The sequence below is a fragment of the Buttiauxella sp. S19-1 genome (assembly GCF_022134725.1).
Lineage (GTDB): Bacteria > Pseudomonadota > Gammaproteobacteria > Enterobacterales > Enterobacteriaceae > Buttiauxella > Buttiauxella ferragutiae.
Map to the genome: position 1 here is coordinate 1 of NZ_JAHWLU010000046.1, position 15,172 is coordinate 15,172.

Annotated in this window: 16 protein-coding genes and 1 riboswitch; of the genes, 9 read left to right on the plus strand and 7 right to left on the minus strand. The window is 52.9% G+C overall.

Going from position 1 to position 15,172, the window contains the following annotated elements; translation table 11 throughout:
• Positions 1–311: 311 nt before the first annotated feature.
• Positions 312–1,901, plus strand: a complete 1,590-nt coding sequence (purH, locus tag MES37_RS12100; protein ID WP_237931507.1) for a bifunctional phosphoribosylaminoimidazolecarboxamide formyltransferase/IMP cyclohydrolase — start codon at positions 312–314, stop codon at positions 1,899–1,901.
• A 17-nt stretch (positions 1,902–1,918) separates the two neighbouring features.
• On the plus strand, positions 1,919–3,211 hold the full coding sequence (gene purD / locus MES37_RS12105; RefSeq protein ID WP_064541340.1) for a phosphoribosylamine--glycine ligase: 1,293 nt from the start codon (positions 1,919–1,921) through the stop codon (positions 3,209–3,211).
• A gap of 46 nt (positions 3,212–3,257) precedes the next feature.
• Here purD and MES37_RS12110 read toward each other — a convergent pair whose 3' ends face one another.
• The 6 genes from MES37_RS12110 to nudC form a co-directional block, all read right to left on the minus strand.
• A complete protein-coding gene (locus MES37_RS12110) occupies positions 3,258–3,956 on the minus strand; it encodes a DUF1481 domain-containing protein (protein ID WP_064541404.1) in 699 nt (232 codons plus the stop codon).
• Positions 3,957–3,970: 14 nt separating this feature from the next.
• Positions 3,971–4,243, minus strand: coding sequence for a nucleoid-associated protein HU-alpha (gene hupA, locus MES37_RS12115; protein ID WP_032615913.1), 273 nt, complete (start codon positions 4,241–4,243; stop codon positions 3,971–3,973).
• A gap of 186 nt (positions 4,244–4,429) precedes the next feature.
• Complete coding sequence (locus MES37_RS12120) at positions 4,430–5,020, minus strand: YjaG family protein (protein ID WP_064541343.1); 591 nt, start codon at positions 5,018–5,020, stop codon at positions 4,430–4,432.
• A 43-nt stretch (positions 5,021–5,063) separates the two neighbouring features.
• Complete coding sequence (gene nfi, locus MES37_RS12125; protein WP_237931509.1) at positions 5,064–5,735, minus strand: deoxyribonuclease V; 672 nt, start codon at positions 5,733–5,735, stop codon at positions 5,064–5,066.
• Positions 5,736–5,744: 9 nt separating this feature from the next.
• Positions 5,745–6,809, minus strand: a complete 1,065-nt coding sequence (gene hemE / locus MES37_RS12130) for a uroporphyrinogen decarboxylase (RefSeq protein ID WP_064541349.1) — start codon at positions 6,807–6,809, stop codon at positions 5,745–5,747.
• A 34-nt stretch (positions 6,810–6,843) separates the two neighbouring features.
• A complete protein-coding gene (gene nudC / locus MES37_RS12135) occupies positions 6,844–7,617 on the minus strand; it encodes an NAD(+) diphosphatase (RefSeq protein ID WP_121814548.1) in 774 nt (257 codons plus the stop codon).
• Positions 7,618–7,710: 93 nt separating this feature from the next.
• Between nudC and MES37_RS12140 the strand changes: the two genes are divergently transcribed.
• From MES37_RS12140 to thiH, 7 genes are all read left to right on the plus strand, one after another.
• A complete protein-coding gene (locus tag MES37_RS12140) occupies positions 7,711–8,214 on the plus strand; it encodes an Rsd/AlgQ family anti-sigma factor (RefSeq protein WP_064541354.1) in 504 nt (167 codons plus the stop codon).
• 51 nt (positions 8,215–8,265) lie between these two features.
• Positions 8,266–8,376: riboswitch (TPP riboswitch) on the plus strand.
• 88 nt (positions 8,377–8,464) lie between these two features.
• Positions 8,465–10,366: a phosphomethylpyrimidine synthase ThiC gene (thiC, locus tag MES37_RS12145; RefSeq protein WP_237931512.1), complete on the plus strand. Its 1,902-nt coding sequence runs from the start codon at positions 8,465–8,467 to the stop codon at positions 10,364–10,366.
• Entirely contained in the window at positions 10,366–11,001 is a 636-nt protein-coding gene (thiE, locus tag MES37_RS12150; RefSeq protein WP_237931522.1) for a thiamine phosphate synthase, read from the plus strand. The genes thiC and thiE overlap by 1 nt, the downstream gene beginning before the upstream one ends.
• Positions 10,994–11,749, plus strand: a complete 756-nt coding sequence (locus tag MES37_RS12155) for a HesA/MoeB/ThiF family protein (protein WP_237931514.1) — start codon at positions 10,994–10,996, stop codon at positions 11,747–11,749. Before thiE ends, MES37_RS12155 begins: the two co-directional genes overlap by 8 nt.
• Positions 11,733–11,933, plus strand: coding sequence for a sulfur carrier protein ThiS (gene thiS, locus MES37_RS12160; RefSeq protein WP_064541363.1), 201 nt, complete (start codon positions 11,733–11,735; stop codon positions 11,931–11,933). The genes MES37_RS12155 and thiS overlap by 17 nt, the downstream gene beginning before the upstream one ends.
• A gap of 1 nt (position 11,934) precedes the next feature.
• On the plus strand, positions 11,935–12,714 hold the full coding sequence (gene thiG, locus MES37_RS12165) for a thiazole synthase (protein WP_237931516.1): 780 nt from the start codon (positions 11,935–11,937) through the stop codon (positions 12,712–12,714).
• Positions 12,714–13,844: a 2-iminoacetate synthase ThiH gene (thiH, locus tag MES37_RS12170; protein WP_237931518.1), complete on the plus strand. Its 1,131-nt coding sequence runs from the start codon at positions 12,714–12,716 to the stop codon at positions 13,842–13,844. Before thiG ends, thiH begins: the two co-directional genes overlap by 1 nt.
• Positions 13,845–14,008: 164 nt before the next feature.
• On the opposite strand, the gene MES37_RS12175 is transcribed toward thiH, so the two are convergent.
• Entirely contained in the window at positions 14,009–15,154 is a 1,146-nt protein-coding gene (locus MES37_RS12175; protein ID WP_064541375.1) for an SIS domain-containing protein, read from the minus strand.
• Positions 15,155–15,172 lie beyond the last annotated feature (18 nt).

A 15,172-nucleotide genomic window follows, 5' to 3' on the forward strand; every position in this document is an offset into this window, starting at 1 on the left:
TTGTTCACATGTTCCGTGTCGATGGAGGCGCATTATAGGGAGTTCTGCTGAGGCTGCAAGCCTAAATATGCAGTAATTTTACTGACTGCTGCATTCCACAGCAAAACCCCGCCTTATACGCAGTTGTGCACAAAGTTATCCACAATTGTGATGAAGTCCCAAATTTTGCGAGCGTGACGCAAACGTTTTCGCTACAATGCCCCCGCATTAAAAGGACACCCCGTTTTGGGGCGTTAGCTGAGTTTTAGGGAAAATAACTAAAATTCAGCTAACGCTCTTCTATATGCGAACCAAAGCTAAGGGATCAAACCATGCAACAACGTCGTCCTGTACGCCGCGCTCTGCTCAGTGTTTCTGACAAAGCCGGTATCGTCGAATTCGCCCAGGCGCTCTCCCAACGTGGCGTGGAGCTGCTGTCCACTGGCGGAACCGCTCATCTGCTGGCTAAAGCTGGCCTGCCGGTAACCGAAGTCTCTGACTACACCGGTTTCCCGGAGATGATGGATGGACGTGTCAAAACCCTGCATCCAAAAGTCCACGGCGGCATTCTGGGTCGTCGCGGCCAGGATGATGCCATCATGGAACAACACGCTATCTCCCCGATTGATATGGTTGTCGTCAACCTCTATCCATTCGCCCAGACTGTTGCCCGCGAAGGTTGCTCTCTGGAAGATGCGGTAGAGAATATTGATATCGGCGGCCCAACCATGGTGCGCTCGGCGGCGAAGAACCATAAAGATGTCGCAATCGTAGTAAAGAGCAGTGACTACGAAGCGATCATTAGCGAGCTGGATGCTAACGAAGGATCCCTGACGCTCGAGACTCGTTTCGATTTGGCGATTAAGGCTTTCGAGCACACCGCCGCTTACGACAGCATGATCGCCAACTACTTCGGTAGCATGGTTCCTGCCTATCATGGCGAAAGCAAAGATCCTTCCGGTCGCTTCCCTCGCACGATGAACCTGAACTTCATTAAGAAGCAGGATATGCGCTACGGTGAAAACAGCCACCAGCAAGCCGCCTTCTATATAGAAGAAGAAATTAAAGAAGCGTCGGTTGCCACCGCGACACAAGTTCAGGGCAAAGCGCTCTCTTATAACAACATTGCTGATACCGATGCAGCACTGGAATGTGTGAAAGAGTTCAGCGAGCCTGCCTGCGTAATCGTGAAGCACGCCAACCCTTGCGGCGTGGCTGTCAGCGATTCCTTATTCGATGCATACGACCGCGCTTACAAAACCGACCCAACGTCTGCATTCGGCGGCATCATCGCGTTCAACCGTGAACTGGATGCCGAAACCGCGCAGGCGATTATCTCTCGCCAGTTTGTCGAAGTGATTATTGCCCCGTCAGCAAGCGTTGAAGCGCTGAAGATTACTTCCGCTAAACAAAACGTTCGCGTTCTGACTTGCGGCCAGTGGCAGCAGCGTGTTCCTGGCCTGGATTTCAAACGCGTTAACGGCGGTGTGTTAGTACAGGATCGCGATCTGGGTATGGTGACGGCCGCAGACCTGCGTGTTGTCAGCAAGCGCCAGCCGACAGAGCAAGAACTACGTGATGCGTTGTTCTGCTGGAAGGTGGCGAAGTTCGTGAAGTCCAACGCGATTGTCTATGCCCGCGAGAATATGACTATCGGTATAGGTGCGGGCCAGATGAGCCGTGTTTACTCCGCCAAAATCGCCGGTATCAAAGCGAGCGATGAAGGCCTGGAAGTGAAAGGTTCAGCAATGGCGTCTGATGCCTTCTTCCCATTCCGTGACGGTATTGATGCCGCAGCGGCAGTTGGCGTGAGCTGTGTTATCCAGCCTGGCGGCTCGATCCGCGATGACGAAGTGATTGCCGCCGCTGACGAACATGGGATCGCGATGATCTTCACAGACATGCGCCACTTCCGCCATTAATCCTGGAGCATCTATAAATGAAAGTATTAGTGATAGGTAATGGTGGGCGCGAACATGCGCTGGCCTGGAAAGCGTCACAGTCGCCATTGGTACGCACGGTATTCGTTGCACCAGGCAATGCCGGTACAGCTCTGGAACCTGCTTTGCAGAACGTGGCGATTAACCCGACGGACATTCCTGCTCTGTTGAGTTTTGCGCAAAATGAAAAAATCGACCTGACGATTGTTGGCCCGGAAGCACCACTGGTGATTGGCGTGGTTGATGCCTTCCGTGCCGCTGGTCTGAAAATCTTTGGCCCAACCCAAGGTGCCGCGCAGTTAGAAGGCTCTAAAGCCTTTACCAAGGATTTCCTGGCTCGCCATAAAATCCCAACTGCTGAATACCAGAACTTCACCGAAGTGGAGCCTGCTCTGGCCTACGTCCGTGAAAAAGGTGCACCGATTGTGATTAAGGCCGATGGCCTGGCCGCAGGTAAAGGCGTGATTGTCGCTATGACGCTGGAAGAAGCAGAAGCCGCCGTTAACGATATGCTGGCGGGTAACGCATTTGGTGATGCCGGCCACCGTATCGTGGTGGAAGAGTTCCTTGATGGCGAAGAAGCCAGCTTCATTGTCATGGTAGACGGCGAAAACGTGTTACCAATGGCCACCAGCCAGGATCATAAGCGTGTTGGCGATGGCGATAGCGGCCCGAATACTGGCGGTATGGGTGCGTACTCCCCGGCTCCGGTCGTGACTGATGAAGTCCACCAGCGTGCTATGGATCTGGTTATCTGGCCGACCGTGCGCGGCATGGCAGCTGAAGGGAATACCTATACCGGTTTCCTGTATGCCGGGCTGATGATCGACAAGCAAGGTAACCCAAAGGTTATCGAGTTTAACTGCCGCTTTGGCGACCCTGAAACCCAGCCTATTATGCTGCGCCTACAATCAGACCTGGTTGAGCTGTGCCTCGCCGCATGTGATGGCAAGCTGGACGTGACAACATCGAAGTGGGACGAGCGCCCATCTCTGGGTGTAGTGATGGCGGCTGGCGGCTACCCTGCCGATTACCGTCACGGTGATGTGATTCACGGTCTGCCACTTGAAGAAGTCGCAGACGGCAAAGTATTCCACGCCGGAACCAAATTGCGTGAAGACGATATGGTGGTGACTAATGGTGGGCGCGTTCTGTGCGTGACCGCATTAGGCGATACCGTCGCACAAGCGCAACAGCGAGCTTATGAGTTAATGAAGGATATCCACTGGGATGGCAGTTTTAGCCGCTCAGACATTGGTTATCGTGCCATTGAGCGTGAAAACGCGAAATAAGACTCGAAGTGCTCCTGAAAGACCGCCCGCGTGGCGGTTTTTTTATCTAGAATTTCGCAGGCTTCGGTTGCCAGCTACAGAAGTCCTGATTCGCCACCAGTAATAGTTGTGAACCTTCTGGTGCTTCCAGCCACGCAATGCTGACATCCATCGATGAGTGACGTTGTCGATTCGCAATATGGCTTAGCGCCGCGCTATCGAGATTGGGTTCGATTGTCTCGCCTTCACAGGTCGTCACTGTACCATTGCTGTGCCAGCGCCCTTGTCGCAAAACAACACGCCCAGTACGCAATGCTTCACTTGTGGCTTTCATCTGGCTCGCCTGATATTGATACAAGGCGATTTGGTCGTTAGAGAGCTGCTGCTTTTGACCGTCTACTTCGCGCTGCATAAAGCTCAGTTCGCCGTGATCGTCAAAACGCACTTTTACGTGCTCTGACGGCTGACTCAAAATCGTCATTTCAATCGAAATGAGTTGCTCACCCTGCCAACGGTAATCACTGGTGGTGGTTGCACCCTTCTGCCTCGGGCTAAACGCCGTAAGCATGCGGATAGTGTCATCATCACTGTTGTCTTTACGCCAAATGCGCACAACACCTTGATCGGCAATATAGCCGCTCGCGGTAAATGGCGGGAGAGGAGGTTTGCTGCTGCATGCCATTAACAGCAATGTGCCTGTCAGAACGGCCAAAGGACGCCAGACAAACAAAAGGGGCGTAAACGCCCCCCTGCTAAAACTGTTCACTGACACTTGTTAACTTACTTAACAGCGTCTTTCAGTGCTTTGCCTGAAACAAATGCCGGCACGTTAGCTGCGGCGATTTTGATTTCATTACCGGTTTGCGGGTTGCGGCCAGTGCGCTCAGCACGGTGGTTTACCTTGAAGGTACCGAAACCAACCAGTTGTACAGCATCACCTTCTTTCAGAGACTCAGTAATTGCAGCCAGAGTGGATTCCAGAGCAGCTTTAGCCTGTACTTTAGACAGGTCAGCCTTGTCAGCAATTACATCAATCAGTTGAGTCTTGTTCATAAGTTATCCTTACAATGTGTTTATCGCTTGCTAAGCATCGAGTGCGACGGAAATGCCAAAAAAGCACTCTCCTGCATACACGCACCGATAGCCACTATTTTTCGCCCCACAAATGTAGACCAGACGGGGGGCTAATTGGAAGCCTTCAGGGGTGACAATTCGGACTGTAAGTCACGTTTTGCTGTCTTACTGCTGAAAAATTATACCAATATTGCTGCTACCCGCCTCGCGCAGGTCCGAGCGAAGCCCTTTGATCAACTCAATATCACGTTCTTCGCAGTCAGCCAACAGGCGGAAAATCTCCCACTGAATGTCCCATTCCTCTTCAACAGCAGGGTTTTCTTTCAGTTCTTCGTCGGTCATTTCGCGACCAGCCTGGGTCATTTCTAACATAGCAACAGTGGTAATTGATGCCTTGCTGACTTCAATTGCGTGTTCCAGCGTTTCCCCTGAAAGACGTGAATGAAGTAATTCACTCAGCGCAACGCAAGCATCGATTGCCGGATAGACACCGTAAATATCGTAGTCATCAGCAACTGGAATACCTTCTTCGAATTTCTCGAGTTGGCTATCAAAGTTAACTTTCGCATCTTTGACCGTCAATGTTTCCCAAATCAAATCGAGAATGCGGCGATACAGTTGAGGATCACCAAATTCGGTCTGCTGGCAGAACATGGCGTAATTCGGGTACATACGTTCGCATAAAGAAGCCATGAAAGTGACATGCTGCCAGCTTTCCAGTTTCTCAAGGCGCAGATGGATTGGGTTTTGTAACATAACGATGTCTCAAAGACGGAATATTAGTGGGAGTTTACCTTAATCACCCTTGAATTGCTTGCCACCGAGTGAAAGCCGGACGCCCCGAAGCTACGGCATCCGCCCAGCGAGTCGGCTCGGGTAAACGGTAACCTGCCAGGCAACGATTAACCCATAACAACGCGGTATCAAGGCTGACACGATGGCCTGTTGAGACAAACAGCGGGTTGCAGCGCTTTTTACTGCGCAGCACCCAGGCAAGCGTTTCACCTTTGTCGGTCAGCAACTGGCAAGCGCCAGGTTCTTCAGAGAGCGCGTCAAACTTCCCACACAAGCGTTTCTTGGCAACGCCAATCGTCGGCACATCCACCAGTAGGCCAAAATGGGCAGCAACGCCCAAACGCCGTGGGTGCGAAATGCCGTGGCCATCGACAAACAGCAGGTCAGGTTTTTGCGATAGCATTTCCCACGCGGCAAGCAGTGCGGGATATTCGCGAAACGAAAGGAATCCGGGGATATAAGGCATGGTGGTGGCGACACGCGCCACCTGATATTCAACCAGCTCGAGGGAAGGATATTTCAACAGTACGATTGCGGCTCGTGTCACATCACCGCCCTGCTCAAAACCAACGTCAGCCCCGGCGATTAACCGGGGAGGATCTTGATCAAAGCGATCCTCGCGGCAGACCTGTGAAGCGAGTTCGATCTGTTGTGCGCGCAAGCTTGCAAGATCCATCCCCGATCCTTACTGGTGATACGGCTTCGACAAACGGTGCACCGCTTCGACAAATGCACCCGCGTGTTCTGGTGGAACATCCTGGTGAATACCGTGGCCCAGGTTAAAGACATGCCCTTCGCCTTTACCGAACCCAGCCAGAATAGTCGCCACTTCTTCTTCGATGCGAGCCGGTTGCGCATACAGCATGGACGGGTCCATATTACCCTGCAACGCCACTTTATGGCCCACACGACGGCGAGCGTCGGCAATGTCGGTCGTCCAGTCTAACCCCAGCGCATCGCAGCCGGTTTCAGCCATTGCTTCCAGCCACTGGCCGCCGCCTTTGGTAAACATCGTCACCGGCACACGACGACCTTCGTTTTCACGCAGCAGGCCATCAATGATCTTGTGCATGTAATACAGCGAGAACTGCTGATAATCACGCCCGGTCAACACGCCGCCCCAGGTATCGAAAATCATCACCGACTGCGCACCCGCTTTGATTTGCGCATTCAGATACAGCGTGACGCTTTGCGCCAGCTTGTCGAGCAGAAGATGCAGCGCTTGCGGGTCGGCATACATCATCTTTTTGATAACGGTAAAGGCTTTGCTGCTACCGCCTTCAACCATATAAGTCGCCAACGTCCACGGGCTGCCGGTAAAACCAATCAACGGTACTTCGCCTTTTAGCTCACGGCGAATGGTACGCACTGCATTCATCACATAACCCAGTTCATCTTCTGGATCAGGAATGGGCAGTTTTTCAACATCGGCGCGGCTGGTAATCGGTGCGCGAAAACGTGGGCCTTCACCCGCTTCAAAATAGAGACCAAGCCCCATCGCATCAGGCACGGTGAGGATGTCAGAGAAGAGGATCGCTGCATCAAGCTTGTAGCGACGCAGCGGTTGCAGAGTCACTTCGCAAGCCAACTCAGCGTTTTTGCACAGTGACATAAAATCGCCGGCCTGGGCACGCGTCGCTTTATATTCTGGCAAGTAACGACCCGCCTGCCTCATCATCCATACTGGCGTGGTATCTACAGGCTGGCGTTGCAGCGCCCGTAGGTAACGATCGTTCTTCAGTTCAGTCATGTTTAATTTCCTTTGGCTGTATGCCGCCAGTTTATCACTCATATTCCGCGCGACACAGGGCGACAGTATCTTCAATCAAACGGCGCGCGACCGTGCCTGGCGGAGGCAATAATGGCAATTGATCGTAGCGATACCAACCTGCATCAAGTAACTCTTTCGGGTCGATTTCAATCTCACCGCTGTGATATTCCGCCATGAATGCGGTCATCAGCGATTGCGGGAACGGCCACGGCTGCGACGTCACATAGCGTAAATTCTTCACGCGGATACTGCTTTCTTCCATGACTTCCCGTGCCACCGCTTGTTCAAGGGTTTCCCCGACTTCAACGAACCCAGCCAGCACGGTGTAAATCCCGTTGCGATGGCGCGTGTGTTGGGCAAGCAGGATATGGTCATCGCGGCGAATAGCCACAATGATGCACGGTGAGATTTGCGGGTAGTAGCGTTCGCGGCAATGGCTGCACAGCATCGCCCATTCGGTTTTGCTGACGTGCATCTCATGGCCGCAATAACCGCAGAATTTGTGCGAGCGATAGAACTCCGCCAGTTGCACACCACGCCCGGCGAGCTGGAACAACCCCACATCCTGGTCAATGACCTGACGAACAGAGCCCATATCCGCACGGCGATTTTGCCGCACCAGCCATACCGGCTCATTTTCCCACTCACCGATGGGCATCCCCATCGCACCATCAAGCTGGAATTCTTGCGCTGCTCCGTGAGGTAGTTCACCTTTTGGTAACCACAATTTTTGCTCATGACTGACGATAAACCAGCCTTGATCTAACTTTTGAATTACACGTTCCATAACCTGGTGCACATCCCCGAGTTCGCTGGTATAAACAAATAGTCATAACTATTTTGGGTACGTTTGCGCTACATTTTACTCACGGAGTCAATCATGCTTAACCAGTTAGAAAATCTGACTGAGCGCGTTGGTGGTAGTAATGCGTTAATCGACCAATGGCTTCATGCCCGCAAACAATTATTGGTGGCTTACTACAATATGGTTGGGATAAAGCCTAACAAGGAATCCCATACTGCGCTCGATGAAAAGGCTCTGGATAATTTTTGCCACAACCTGGTGGATTATCTTTCATCCGGCCATTTCAATATTTATGAACGTATTATCAGTGAAATGGAAGGCAGTAACCCACATTTAGCCGCCACTCACCTCTACTCTCAGATTGAAGCCAATACCCAGCACATCATGGATTTCTACGATTCGCATCTCGAGAGCGCGATCGATGATGATAACTACATTGAGTTCCAGAAAGCGTTGTCCGGCATCGGTGAAGCGCTGGAATCACGTTTTTCGCTGGAAGATAAGCTCATTCTGTTAGCATCCAACCACGATTTAGATAACAGTGCTAATGAGAGCGGCGGGCTGGCACGCCCTGCTTGAGTTCTGCGTTGTTAACGAGTAGTTTACATAGCGACCCGTAGTAATACGGGTTTCTTCTTGTCGGAGTGCCGAGTGCGTCAAGCACCGGCTGAGACCGTTAATTCGGGATCCGCGGAACCTGATCAGGCTAATACCTGCGAAGGGAACAAGAGTAATTCTGCTTTTGGGTTTCCCCGTGTTCGGGCGGTCCACATTCATTACTCCTCCGTTGTTCTGACAAGCCACTTCCTGATAACCACTGGAATGAGCTATGTCTATTACTGAAAAAAAATCAAACCGCCGCGAACAGCGCGCTGCTGCCCAACATTTTATCAATACCCTGGAAGGCACCGCTTTCCCTAACTCTCAGCGTATTTACCTCACCGGTTCGCGTGATGATATTCGCGTGCCAATGCGTGAAATCCAACTAAGCCCAACCACCACGGGTGGCAGCAAAGAAAAGCCGCAATTCATCCCTAACGATGCCATTCCAGTGTATGACACGTCTGGCGCCTACGGCGACCCGGCTATCAGCATTGATGTGCTGCGCGGGTTGTCGCCACTACGGGAAAACTGGATTGCCGAACGTAATGATTGCGAAATCCTGACCGACCGCAGCTCTGTCTACACCAAAGAGCGCCTTGCTGATGACGGTCTGGACGAATTGCGTTTTGAAACACAACTCACGCCTCAGCGCGCTAAAGCCGGGAAAACCGTCACGCAACTGCACTATGCACGCCAGGGAATCGTGACGCCGGAAATGGAGTTCATCGCGATCCGTGAAAATATGGGCCGGGAACGCATTCGGGATGAAGTGTTACGCCACCAGCATCCAGGCCAGGGCTTTGGTGCCCGGCTGCCGGAAAATATCACGCCTGAATTTGTGCGCGAAGAAGTCGCGGCTGGCCGCGCCATTATCCCAGCCAACATTAACCACCCTGAATCCGAACCGATGATTATCGGGCGTAATTTCCTCGTTAAAGTGAACGCTAATATCGGTAACTCGGCGGTCACATCGTCCATTGAAGAAGAAGTTGAAAAACTGGTGTGGTCAACGCGTTGGGGCGCAGACACGGTAATGGACCTCTCCACTGGCCGCTATATCCACGAAACCCGTGAGTGGATTTTACGTAACAGCCCAGTGCCAATCGGCACCGTGCCTATCTATCAGGCGCTGGAAAAAGTCAACGGCATCGCCGAAGACCTGACCTGGGAAATGTTCCGCGACACACTGCTGGAACAAGCCGAGCAAGGTGTGGACTACTTCACGATTCACGCTGGTGTGCTGCTGCGCTACGTGCCAATGACCGCGAAACGCCTCACTGGCATTGTCTCGCGCGGCGGCTCAATAATGGCGAAATGGTGCCTGTCGCATCACCAGGAAAACTTCCTGTATGAACACTTCCGCGAAATCTGCGAAATCTGTGCCGCTTACGACGTTTCACTCTCTTTAGGCGATGGCCTGCGTCCTGGCTCTATTCAGGATGCCAACGATGAAGCTCAATTCTCTGAACTCCACACGCTGGGCGAGTTAACCAAAATCGCCTGGGAATATGACGTACAGGTGATGATTGAAGGCCCAGGACATGTGCCGATGCAGATGATCCGCCGCAACATGACCGAAGAACTGGAGCATTGCCACGAAGCACCTTTCTATACCCTCGGGCCGTTAACCACAGATATCGCACCAGGTTACGACCATTTCACTTCGGGCATTGGTGCTGCGATGATCGGCTGGTTTGGTTGCGCGATGCTGTGTTATGTCACGCCAAAAGAGCATCTCGGCCTGCCAAACAAAGAAGATGTGAAACAAGGGCTGATTACTTACAAGATTGCGGCACATGCCGCAGACCTGGCAAAAGGCCACCCTGGCGCACAAATCCGCGACAACGCCATGTCAAAAGCGCGCTTCGAATTCCGTTGGGAAGACCAGTTTAATCTCGCGTTAGACCCGTTCACCGCGCGCGCTTATCACGATGAAACGTTGCCGCAGGAATCCGGCAAAGTTGCGCACTTCTGTTCGATGTGCGGGCCAAAGTTCTGCTCAATGAAAATCTCCCAGGAAGTCCGCGATTTCGCCGCCAAACAAGCCATTGAAGTTGGTATGGAAGACATGTCGCAATCTTTCCGTGCGAAAGGTGGCGAAATTTATCTGCGTCAGGAGGAAGTGTGATAAATCAATCCGCATTCCCCCCTGTCCCACGACGGCTGGGCTTGTATCCGGTAGTAGATAGCGTTGAATGGATTGCCCGTTTGCTAGAAGCAGGCGTGCGCACTATTCAGTTGCGTATCAAAGATAAGCGTGACGATGAGGTTGAAGCCGATATTGTTGCGGCAATCAAACTCGCCCATAGCTACGAAGCGCGTCTGTTCATCAACGATTACTGGCAACTGGCAATCAAGCATCGCGCTTACGGCGTACATCTGGGCCAGGAAGATATGGACGTTGCCAATCTGGATGCCATTCGCGATGCGGGCCTGCGCCTCGGGGTTTCGACGCACGACAATATGGAAATGGATCGCGCCCTGTCGGCGCGCCCCTCTTACATTGCGCTGGGGCATGTTTTCCCTACCAACACCAAGCAGATGCCGTCGGCCCCGCAAGGGCTTTCGCAACTCGCAGCGCATATCAAAACGTTGGGCGATTACCCGACTGTCGCCATCGGTGGGATAAGTATTGAACGCGTTCCGGCGGTGCTTGCCACGGGCGTGGGCAGTGTCGCGGTGGTGAGCGCAATTACTCTGGCTCCAGACTGGCGAGCGGCAACCGCACAGCTACTGGAGCTTGTGGGAGCCGGCGATGAATGATGCCGATTTCATGCGTTACAGCCGCCAGATGCTGCTGGAAGACATCGCCATTGAAGGGCAGCAAAAACTGCTCGCCAGCAAAGTGTTAATCGTCGGGCTTGGCGGACTAGGTTCGCCAGCCGCGCTGTATCTGGCTGCCGCGGGCGTTGGTACGCTGATTCTGGCTGACGATGACCTTGTGCATATCAGCAATCTTCAGCGCCAGATTTTGTTCACTTCAAACGATCTAGACCAACCAAAATCACTGGTCGCCCAACGCCATCTACAGCAACTTAATCCTGATATCGAACTTCAGGTTATTAGTGAACGGCTGGCGGGGCAATTACTCAGGCAGACGGTAAAAAACGCCGATTTAGTACTGGATTGCAGCGACAACCTGGCAACGCGTCATGCTATTAACGCGGCGTGCGTTACGCATAACAAGCCGCTGATTTCCGCCAGCGCAGTCGGTTTTGGCGGGCAACTGATGGTGCTGACACCGCCGTGGGAAAACGGCTGTTATCGCTGCGTGTGGCCGGATGAACACGAGCCGGAACGTAACTGCCGCACCGCAGGAATCATCGGCCCGGTGGTGGGTGTAATGGGAACATTGCAGGCACTGGAAGCGATAAAACTACTGAGCGGAATGCTCCCGGCCAGCGGTTCTTTGCGCCTGTTCGACGGCCGTCAACATAGCTGGCGCACCCTCGCTATGCAGAAAGCGGCGGGCTGCCCGGTATGCGGAGGGCAAGATGCACATTCAGTTTAACGACGAGCCGATACAATGCGTGGAAAACCTGACATTGGCAAAGCTGCTGGAACAATTGCGTTTCTTGCAGCCAGGCGTCGCGCTGGCGATCAACCAGACCATCATTCCGCGTGAGCAATGGGAAACTTATTTGTTGAATGATGGCGACCAGATCCTGCTTTTTCAGGCTATAGCCGGGGGCTAACATGCTAAAGATTGCTGATAAAACCTTCTCATCACGCTTGTTTACTGGCACGGGGAAATTCTCCTCACCACAGATGATGGTTGAAGCGATTCGCGCTTCTGGCTCACAGTTAGTCACGATGGCGATGAAACGTGTCGATTTGCGTAACCATAACGATGCGATCCTCGCGCCATTACTCGAATCTGGCGTGCAATTGCTGCCTAACACTTCCGGTGCAAAAACAGCTGAAGAAGCGATTTTTGCTGCCCAATTGGCACGTGAAGCGCTCGGCACAAACTGGCTAAAACTGGAAATCCATCCGGATGCTCGCTATTTGTTACCCGACCCGATCGAAACGCTGAAAGCGGCTGAGAAGCTCGTCAAACTGGGGTTTGTGGTACTGCCTTATTGCGGTGCCGATCCGGTTTTGCGCAAACGGCTTGAAGAGGCAGGATGCGCGGCGGTAATGCCGTTAGGCGCTCCCATTGGGTCAAATCAGGGCTTACAAACCCGAGCGCTGTTGGAGATTATCATCGAGCAGGCCCGGGTGCCGGTGATAGTTGATGCGGGAATTGGTGCGCCAAGCCACGCCGCGGAAGCGTTAGAAATGGGGGCTTGCGCAGTGCTGGTTAACACCGCCATTGCTGTGGCACGCGACCCAGTTCAGATGGCACACGCTTTTCGTTTGGCCGTGGAAGCTGGTGCAATCGCGGCGCAGTCTGGACTGGGCTCTCGCCACCAGCATGCGCAGGCTTCCAGCCCACTAACGCAATTTCTGCAATTCGGCCAGGAGGATGCGTGATGGCCCGAACTTTCACTGACCGCTGGCGTGAACTGGACTGGGACGACATCCGGCTTAGCATCAACAGCAAAACAGCTGCCGATGTAGAACGGACATTGAGCAGCAGCAAAATCACTCGCGACGATCTCATGGCACTGCTTTCGCCCGCAGCCAGCCAATATCTGGAACCGCTCGCACAGCAGGCACAGCATTTAACTCGCCAGCGGTTTGGTAACACGGTGAGTTTTTACGTGCCGCTTTATCTCTCGAACCTGTGCGCTAACGACTGCACGTACTGCGGTTTTTCGATGAGCAACAAACTCAAACGTAAAACACTGGACGAGCACGAGATTGAACGGGAATGCGCGGCGATTCGCAAATTAGGCTTTGAGCATTTGCTGTTGGTGACCGGTGAACACCAGAGCAAAGTGGGAATGGATTATTTCCGCCAGCACCTGCCCACGATTCGTCGCCAGTTCAGCTCGCTGCAAATGGAGGTTCAGCCGCTGGATGAACATGAGTATGGCGAACTGAAAACCCTCGGCCTGGATGGCGTCATGGTTTATCAGGAAACCTATCATCAGGCAGTCTATGCGCAACATCATTTGCGCGGTAACAAACAGGACTTCTTTTGGCGGCTGGAAACACCGGACAGGCTTGGTCGTGTGGGGATCGATAAAATTGGCCTCGGTGCGTTAATTGGTTTATCGGATAGCTGGCGTACCGACTGTTTTATGGTGGCAGAGCATTTACTATGGCTTCAGCAAAACTACTGGCAAAGCCGCTATTCGATTTCATTTCCACGATTACGCCCTTGCGCAGGTGGCGTAGAACCGGCATCGGTGATGACAGAAAGCCAGCTGGTGCAGGTGATTTGCGCGTTTCGTCTGCTTTCGCCAGACGTGGAGCTTTCGCTTTCTACCCGTGAATCGCCCTGGTTCCGCGACCATATGATCCCGCTTGCGATTAATAACGTCAGTGCATTCTCCAAAACCCAGCCCGGAGGCTACGCCGATAATCATCCCGAGCTTGAACAGTTTGCGCCACACGACGGACGCACACCTGCAGAAGTTGCAGCCGCCTTAACACATTCCGGTTTACAACCTGTCTGGAAGGATTGGGATAGTTTTTTGGGAAGAGCCTCGCAGTAGCATTGCAAGTTTGCAGGACCAGCAAAATGCTTCCCGAGCCGTGCCGAAGAGTGGTTCATTCACCGTTGTCTTGATGGCTTCAGTAAAATATTGTCGCCCCTGTCGGAATGCAAACCCGGCTGGGGCGGCAACTCATCCCTTCTCATTGCCGCCCCACCTTCCCATTAGTAGACGGTGACTTTCGCGACCTTCGCGACTTTACCATCACGGGAAGGCGTATCAGGCGTGACGCCCAGCTCAATAGCACGGTAAAGCCCAGCCAGTTGTGCGAACACCACATAAATTAACGTAGCCCACGATTCGTGGTAATCCGCCAGTTCCGGAGAGGCAAAATGAAAATAACGATCCCCCGGTTTAGCGCTAGCAGGGAGAGCATCATGACCGATGGCAATAATTTGCGCGGTGGCGCTTCGCTCACGTGTCAGCTCCGCCATCATGTCACTGTCATAGCGGTGGATGTCGGCACGCGCGGCAAGATAACCGATGACGGTGGCATCGCGGTTGATAATAAGCTTCGGCCCATGGCGGAATTCCAGCATTGAATGCCAGGCTGTCATCACCTGGCCGTTACCCATTTCCAGCAGTTTGAGACTGGTTTCACAGGCAACGGCTTTTAGCGACAGGGAACCCACCACCACGACATTGTTGCGAGACTCTGCCGCCCACTGTTCGATATCCGCGGCATAGGTGCCCAGGAAATGGTTCAAACCACGTTGTAAAATCGGCAGGACTTTTTCTGCTTCAGGCCAGCCCGCAGGAGCCACCAGCAACATCAAATACCACAGGGGAACCGTGAATTCGGAAGTGGCGGCAAAGCTACCGTTAGAGGTGCCCTCTGGTACCGGGACAAAAAGCCCTTCGGGATGCTGCTGCGCAAGCTGAGCCAGGCGGCTACTGGCATTATTTGTCACCGCGAGGTGGCGCATTTTCGGATACGTTGCGAGAGCACGCTCCACAACCTTAACGGTTTCTGGTGTGTTACCTGAACTACTCACAGAAACCAACACGGTATTTTCTTGTAAGCTTTCAGGCATGAGTACCAGATCGGTTGCCGGCACCACATCAATTTGATTTGGTACCACACTACGCAACCAATTCACGCTCGCCTGTGCAGCCAACAAAGATGAACCCGCGCCAGTAATGAGGATACGCATACCGGGATCGCATTTAGCCCAAAATGCTTCAACATCCGACTGACGCGCTTTGATTTGTGCCAGCCCTTCTTCCCACAGACGTGGCTGAGCCACGATGGCTTCAACGGTTAAACTGGCTCCCTTTTGCTGCCAGTACGCTTCATTATGATTTAACATGTTTATTTTCCACCTCTT